Annotated in this window: 4 protein-coding genes and 1 tRNA gene; 3 read left to right on the top strand and 2 right to left on the bottom strand. The window is 69.4% G+C overall.

Annotation, left to right across the window (positions count from 1 at the left end; all coding sequences use genetic code 11):
- Positions 1-7 precede the first annotated feature (7 nt).
- On the top strand, positions 8-2,755 hold the full coding sequence (locus AWX74_RS21470; RefSeq protein WP_091279832.1) for an FUSC family protein: 2,748 nt from the start codon (positions 8-10) through the stop codon (positions 2,753-2,755).
- On the opposite strand, the gene AWX74_RS21475 is transcribed toward AWX74_RS21470, so the two are convergent.
- Entirely contained in the window at positions 2,686-3,144 is a 459-nt protein-coding gene (locus tag AWX74_RS21475; RefSeq protein WP_091279835.1) for a hypothetical protein, read from the bottom strand. The genes AWX74_RS21470 and AWX74_RS21475 overlap by 70 nt on opposite strands.
- Before the next feature lie 413 nt (positions 3,145-3,557).
- On the opposite strand from AWX74_RS21475, the gene AWX74_RS21485 reads away from it, so the two are divergent.
- Positions 3,558-3,646 (top strand) — tRNA-Ser (locus tag AWX74_RS21485).
- 127 nt (positions 3,647-3,773) lie between these two features.
- On the opposite strand, the gene AWX74_RS21490 is transcribed toward AWX74_RS21485, so the two are convergent.
- The gene (locus AWX74_RS21490) at positions 3,774-4,748 is read right to left on the bottom strand and encodes a LysR substrate-binding domain-containing protein (protein ID WP_091279838.1); all 975 of its coding nucleotides are present in this window, start codon (positions 4,746-4,748) and stop codon (positions 3,774-3,776) included.
- A gap of 231 nt (positions 4,749-4,979) precedes the next feature.
- Here AWX74_RS21490 and AWX74_RS21495 point away from each other — a divergent pair, with 231 nt between their 5' ends.
- Positions 4,980-5,648, top strand: coding sequence for an O-methyltransferase (locus tag AWX74_RS21495; RefSeq protein ID WP_091279839.1), 669 nt, complete (start codon positions 4,980-4,982; stop codon positions 5,646-5,648).
- Positions 5,649-6,449 lie beyond the last annotated feature (801 nt).

Here is a 6,449-nt window from a genome sequence, read left to right on the forward strand (position 1 = left end):
TACTACGATGCGACAGCGACGGCGGCGGGTCTGGGCTCGCGATCCGGGGCATTTCGGCGCCACCTCGGCGGCTCGGGTCGCGATTGTCGCGCCCGCCGCGCTCGCACTCACCGTCGGGATCGCCGGTAGCGTGCGAATGAGTCTCTTCGCCTGGTTCGCCGTCATCGCTCTCCTTGAGTTCGTCGAGTTCGAGGGCCCGCGAACAACGCGGCTGCGTGCCTATCTCACGCTCACGGCGGCCGGCGCAGCACTGATCGTCCTCGGGACGCTCTGCTCGCGGTCGATCCTTCTCGCGGTCACCATGACCGCAGTCGTCGCGTTCGTCGTCCTGTTCTCCGGCGTCCTCAACCCCTATGTGGCCGTTGCCGGACGTTCCGCGTTACTCGCCTTCGTTCTGGCGGTGATGACACCGGGGCCACTGCCGGCGATACCGGAGCGACTCGCGGGGTGGGCCATCGGCGCGGTGGGTTCGATCACGGCCGTGATGCTCCTGAGGTCGCGCTGTCCGCCCGACCGGCTGCGGACGAACATCGCGGCGGTCTCCCGCGCCCTGGCCAACGGGGTGGCCTGGCCCGCAGCGGCGGAGTCGGCGGCGCAGACAGCGCGGATCTGGACGGAGCTGCGGCGGCTGCGACGCGAGTTCGCCGCCACGGTCCATCGGCCCACGGGGCTCGGCGGGCGGGCCGCGGCGCTCGGGTACGTCTTCATCGACCTCAACTGGCTGATGCCGTTCGCCCTGCCCTGGCCGGAGCGGGACCGGACAGCAGGTGCCTGCTTCCCCGCCGAGGCCGCTGAGCTGCACGCCGCGGTGGCAGCGACGCTGCAGGCCATCTCCACCCGGATCGAGCCGGCCGAGCCGGCATCGACCGGGCCTGCCGCCGCTGCCGGTGATGACCGGCTTGGCATGGCTCGTCTGGAACGGGCCGAGCGCGCGATCCGCGCCGCGCTTCTGGCCTTCCTGCGCAGCCAGGAGCACCAGGCGCACGACGAGCAGGGTCGGCATGATCACCTGAAACACGAGAATCACGGAGAGGAGTGGCAGGCCAGGGCCCAGACGCGGGGGAGCGCAGGCTTCGGTCCGGTCAGCGCCGAGCTCGCCGCTGCCGAGGCGTTTCGGCTGCGCAGGCTCGCTCGGGGCACCCGTGACCTGGCACTTAACGTCCTGAAGGCGACCGCGTCCACCCGTGGCCTCGGCTCCTTCGAGCGACCCCGGCCCGCGAAGGCCGCCACCGGCCCCAGGCATTCGTGGCGGGAGCGCTCGTGGCGGGAACGAGGCACTGTCGCGACCGACGTCGCCGCCGGGTACGCCAACCCGCGATCGGCCTGGTTCCGCAACAGTGTGCGTCGAGCGCTCGGGCTTTCGCTGGCTGTGCTCATCGCCCAGGCCGTAGGGGTCGACCACGCCTTCTGGGTCGTGCTGGGAACGCTGTCCGTCCTGCGGACCAATGCGCTCGCGACCAACGCGGCGGCAGCGAAGGCACTCGCCGGCACCGTTCTCGGGATCGTCGTGGGCGGCCTGACCGTGGCCATCGCCACCGCCGACGGTCACTGGGCCGCGCTGTGGGCGGTGCTGCCGATCGCGGTATTCCTCGGCAGCTACGCCCGCCGCGTGGCAGGCTTCGCGCTCGGTCAGGCCGGCTTCACGACCGCGGTCCTCCTGCTCTTCAACATCGTCGCACCCGAAGGCTGGCAGGTCGGGATTGTTCGGATCGAGGATGTTCTGATCGGTTTCGCGGTCAGCATCGCGGCAGGCGCGCTGCTGTGGCCGCGAGGCGCGGTCGCGGTGCTGCGGGCTCGGGCCGAATCCGCGTATCTGACCGCGGTGGATTTCCTTGAGACCACGGTGGCGAGGTTGCCCGGCACGCTCGGACCACGCGCGGGGCTGGAGGCCGGGGCTGGTGACGAGCTGGCCTCGGGGGCGGGCGCGTGGCATGAGGCAGGCGCCGAACCTGGGGCAGGCACGGCGCCTGGGGTGGGTACGGCGCCTGGGGTGGGTACGGGGGCCGCGGTGGCAGCGCGGGAATCGGCCGCGGAGGTGGCGGAGGAAGCGCGCCGCGCGATCCGGTCCGGTCGTCTCCTGGACGACGCCATGCGCCATTTCCTCGACGAGGACCCTCCGGAGCGGTTCGACATCGACGCGTTGATGATGATCGCGGCCGGTGCGCAGCGGATGCGCCGCACGGCCCAACTACTGCGGCATGGAGACGTCCGCTGGCCCCCGGACCTGCCCGACTTCGACAGCGCGTCGGCCTTCGGCGCTGCCTTCGCCACGGCGCGCGAAGCGCTCGCCCAGGATCTGGACGGTCTCTGCGACTGGTACCGCCGTTTCGCGGTGGCGCTTGGGGCCGCCTGGCGCCCACCCGACCCCGACCTCGCCCCGGGCGGCGGCGGACCGGCCGGTCTGGCGGTGCTTCATGAGGTGGAGCACCTGCCAGGCCATCCAGAAACACTCGCCGGCATCGCGTTCGCCGCCCGGGCCAGCTACCTCGACATTCTGCGGGGAATCGAGCCCATGCTCACGGCGGCCGCCACAGCACTCGAACGAAGGTCCGACGGTGGCGCTGACGACGACGTGGATCGTCTGTGGTCCTCTGCCGAGGATGCCGCGGACAGGGATCCGTCCAGGGGTGTCGCTGGGAGTGTGGGCAATGTGGGCAGGGTGGGACGGACTCTGGCGGAGGATCATCAGGGCCCGAAACCCCACAGGTCACGGTCTGCCTCGGTGCGCTCACGGGCCTTCATCCGGGCCTCGTAGACGTGCCGGTGCCCATCGGTGAGCTGGCCACGGACCCGCTCCTCGGCGGTAACAAAAGGGCGATAGTACAGATCGTCGTATTCTTCGACGATCTGGAAGGTCCACCGGCCGTCCAGGACGTTGCGGCCGTACAGCTCGCGGCGGACCTCGCCTGCGACCTGCTCGTGCCCGGCCTCCCGCAGTGCGTCCAGCGCCTCACCGAGAATGATGTCGGCCCGCCCCGAAAGCTGGTGGAACGAGTAGAGCGCCCCCCGGGCCCGTTCCACCCACTCGAGTGCCTCACTCAGCCGCCCGGTGGCGTTGACCGTCGCCTCGTCGAGATGCGGGACGGTCCGGTCATCCGGGGCCGAGCCCGCCCCGTCGGTGACCGTGGTCAGCGGCGTGTTCACCTGGCCTGTCAGCCGGGTGACGTGATCTGGCCGACTCGAGGGTTTCTGATCATGTGTTCTGGTCACAGTCTCGACCTGCCCTGATCGCCGTCGACACAACCCATCGGCGGAGCCGCATGATCGCAGGGCAGGTTCCCCAGATCAGATGCTCGTCAGAGCACCAGATCAGTCCGCATCGATCCCCTCGGCGACAGCCCGACCCTCCAGCGTCGTCGGCCCATCGACTGGTGCGGCCACAACGCCGGGAGGTGATCGCGAACGGCTCGATCGAACGGGCCCTCGGCACACCCGACGCCGGAGCTGCGATACTCGACCATGACCACCCGGCCGGCGACGGTCCGGACGGTCGTGCGGAACAGGCGCGGAACGGCCCTACGGACGATCGGGGCCAACCGGGTCGAAGCCGCAGGTCAGGAGGGCTCGCCTAGTGGCCGATGGCGGCGGTCTTGAAAACCGCTAAGGGGAGTGATCCTCTTCGTGGGTTCGAATCCCACGCCCTCCGCTCTGTGATGTCTCGGGACATCGGAGGCAGCCGAACCCACGATGCGCGGGTTCGGCTGTCGCCCGGGTCCCGCCCGGGACAGTGCGCGTGACCTCGAACCCCCGTCGAATCACCGCTGTCGAAGTGCTCAACCAGCCACAGGTCGCGTCACGACGTCCGGCCCCACCGCCGCCGAGCCCCCGGCGAGTGCCTGTCTCAGACAGTCACGGACGCGTCCGCGCAGCCAGCGGTGCTGGCCGTCCGCGTCGTGACGGGGATGCCATGCCTGGGACAGCAGCAGCGGTGGGAGCCGCAGGTCGAGGTCGAGCGGGACGAGGCCCAGTACGTCCAGCTGAGCCCGGCCGAGCCGGATCGGTGCGATCGAGACGAGATCGCTGTTCGCCACCAGCACCAGGGCCGCGGCGTGGGTCGGTACGGCTGCGGCGACCTCGCGACGTAGGCCGTGGGCGGCAAGCATCTCGTCCATCGGGCCGCTTAGTCTGCCCCGGCGGGAAGCGGTCACATGCCGGGCGGCTGCCAGCCGGGCGAGTGTGACGGGTCCTGTGGTCAGTGGATGGCCGGCGCGCACCACGGCGATTGCCCGCTCCTCCCCGACGGCCTCGGTGATGATCTCTGGGGCTGTCGAGTCGATCTCGCCGATCTCCAGGTCGGCCGTGCCGTCCCGGAGCGGGTCGGACCGCATGTCCGGCTCGGGGAGGAAGCGGAGGCGGACACCGGGTGCCTCGGTTCCGAGCCGGTCGAGGAGATCGACCCCGATCGCGGTGATGAGCAGGTCGCTGCTGAGGATCGTGAACGTCCGAGTCAGCGTCGCCGGGTCGCTCGGCTGGGCCGGTGCGAAGACCGCCTGGGCGCGCAGAACCAGGTCGTGCACTTCGGCGCGCATGGCGAGTGCCCGGGGTGTCGGCACCATGCTGTGACCGGCCCGAACCAGGACGGGGTCGTCGACCGTGCGGCGGATCCGCCCGAGCGTGCGGCTCATCGCGGACTCGGTCAGGTGCAGCCGGCGGGCCGCCGCGCTGACGCTGAGCTCTTCCAGTAGTGCGTCCAGGGCAACCAGCAGGTTGAGGTCGACACCGGACAGGTCGGATTGACTCTGGTGCACTAATTAACTGTACAAGTTGCATTTGAAGTCAGATCGTCTTCTTTCTACAGTTGTGGTGAGCGTTCGAAGGCAGGCCCGCGGCCTTGCCCAGGCCGGCCCGCGGAGCCGCTCGGCCCACCGGCCCACCGGCCCGCGCAGATCGGTGGCTTGCGGCCCGCCCAGCTGCTTCGCGGCCTGGCTCTTCCGAGCGCGGATCCCCTGCCTGCCACCTGAAAGAGAAGGACGGTCCTCGTGCCCTCGTCATCGCTGCTCGCCCCGCCCACCGCGAACGTCATCGACCGCCTGTTCGGTGCCTCGGAAAAGGACGACGCGGCCTTCGCTGCGTTCCGGGCGGCGCATGCCGGCTTCGTCCCGCGGGAACTGCCCGCCGCCAGGCTCGCCGAGCTCACCGGTGACATCTACATGCCGGTGTCCCGGGAGACCGGGGTCTTCCTCTACCAACTCGTCCGTGCTGTGCGGCCCAGGCTGGTCGTCGAGTTCGGCACCTCTTTCGGGATCGCTGCGGTCCACCTGGCCGCCGCCGTCTGCGACAACGGGGCCGGACGGGTCGTCAGCACCGAACTGTCGCCGAGCAAGGTCGCCGCAGCCCGCGCCAATCTCGCCGAGGCGGGGCTGAGTGATGTGGCGGAGGTCTGGCCCGGTGACGCCCTGGAGACACTCGCCGCCCTGCCGGGCCAGGTCGACTTCCTGCTGCTGGACGGCTGGAACCACCTCTACCTGCCGGTTCTGCGCCTGATCGAGCCCGGACTGTCGACAGGAGCGGTGGTCGTCGCCGACGACACGGTGCTGTTCGCCGACGACACCGCGGACTATCTCGCCTACGTTCGCGACCCAGCACACGGCTACATCTCCAGCCCGCTGCCGATTGATGATGGCCTGGAGCTCTCCACCCGGCTCTGAACCGCGACGCGGTGGCTGGTCTCAGCGCCACCGGGCCACTCGCCGGCGTGCTCCCGGACTCCGCCAGGCCGTGACGGGCTCGGCTCGGCGACGGCTGCCGGTGTCGGTACAAATCAAGGTGTATGGGCGGATGGCCGCACTTCAAGTCGGTGATCTTTGGCGCTGGAGCTCGTTCTTCCGTGCTGTGCCGCCATCCATAAACCCGGTTTCCGTTCACCCGTTGACGCTAATCCCTCGCAGGAACTCTCGTCCGCCGCGATTAACCCACCGTTCGGGGCCCGACCTGGCTGACAATAGAGCGTGAACGCCACCGATGTTCCTGCTCACTCTTTTGTCGGATTATGGTAGGATCGGCGCTTGAGATTTGTCGCCACGAACGGCTCAGCTCGGACCCTGTCGCCGGCCCGGTAATGCAGTCGCTCCAGCGTATTCTCTTATTTCACAGCGACCACTGGCAGATCGTTCGTCGCAACTACACGGGCTGCCTTGAAGTATTAGGCCAGGAATCCGGGTAGGGATGCGGCGGAGTGGCGCACCGGGAGGATGTCCAGCGTCCCGGTTCGCTGTAGCGGCTGATTGCTCTTGCTGAGTGGTATCGCCGCGTGGGGGTGGCCACCTTCCTCCGTCTGAGAAGCGGAAGCGAGCAAGGGGGTTATCGATGAAGCTCGACAAGAAGCGCGTTTGCGGAATGCTGGTTTCGGTGCCCGCGGCTGCGGTGCTGATGTTTGCTGCGCCGGCGAATGCGGCTGCTCAGGGTGGGTCGACTGGTTCCTTCGGGGGCGGTGGCGCTCAGGGTGGGTC

It is taken from the genome of Parafrankia irregularis, assembly GCF_001536285.1.
In the GTDB taxonomy this organism is placed as follows: domain Bacteria; phylum Actinomycetota; class Actinomycetes; order Frankiales; family Frankiaceae; genus Parafrankia; species Parafrankia irregularis.

Bases quoted from the DNA above. Each gene is read 5' to 3' on its own strand.
- AWX74_RS21470 (WP_091279832.1), top strand. From the start codon at position 8: ATGCGACAGCGACGGCGGCGGGTCTGGGCTCGCGATCCGGGGCATTTC.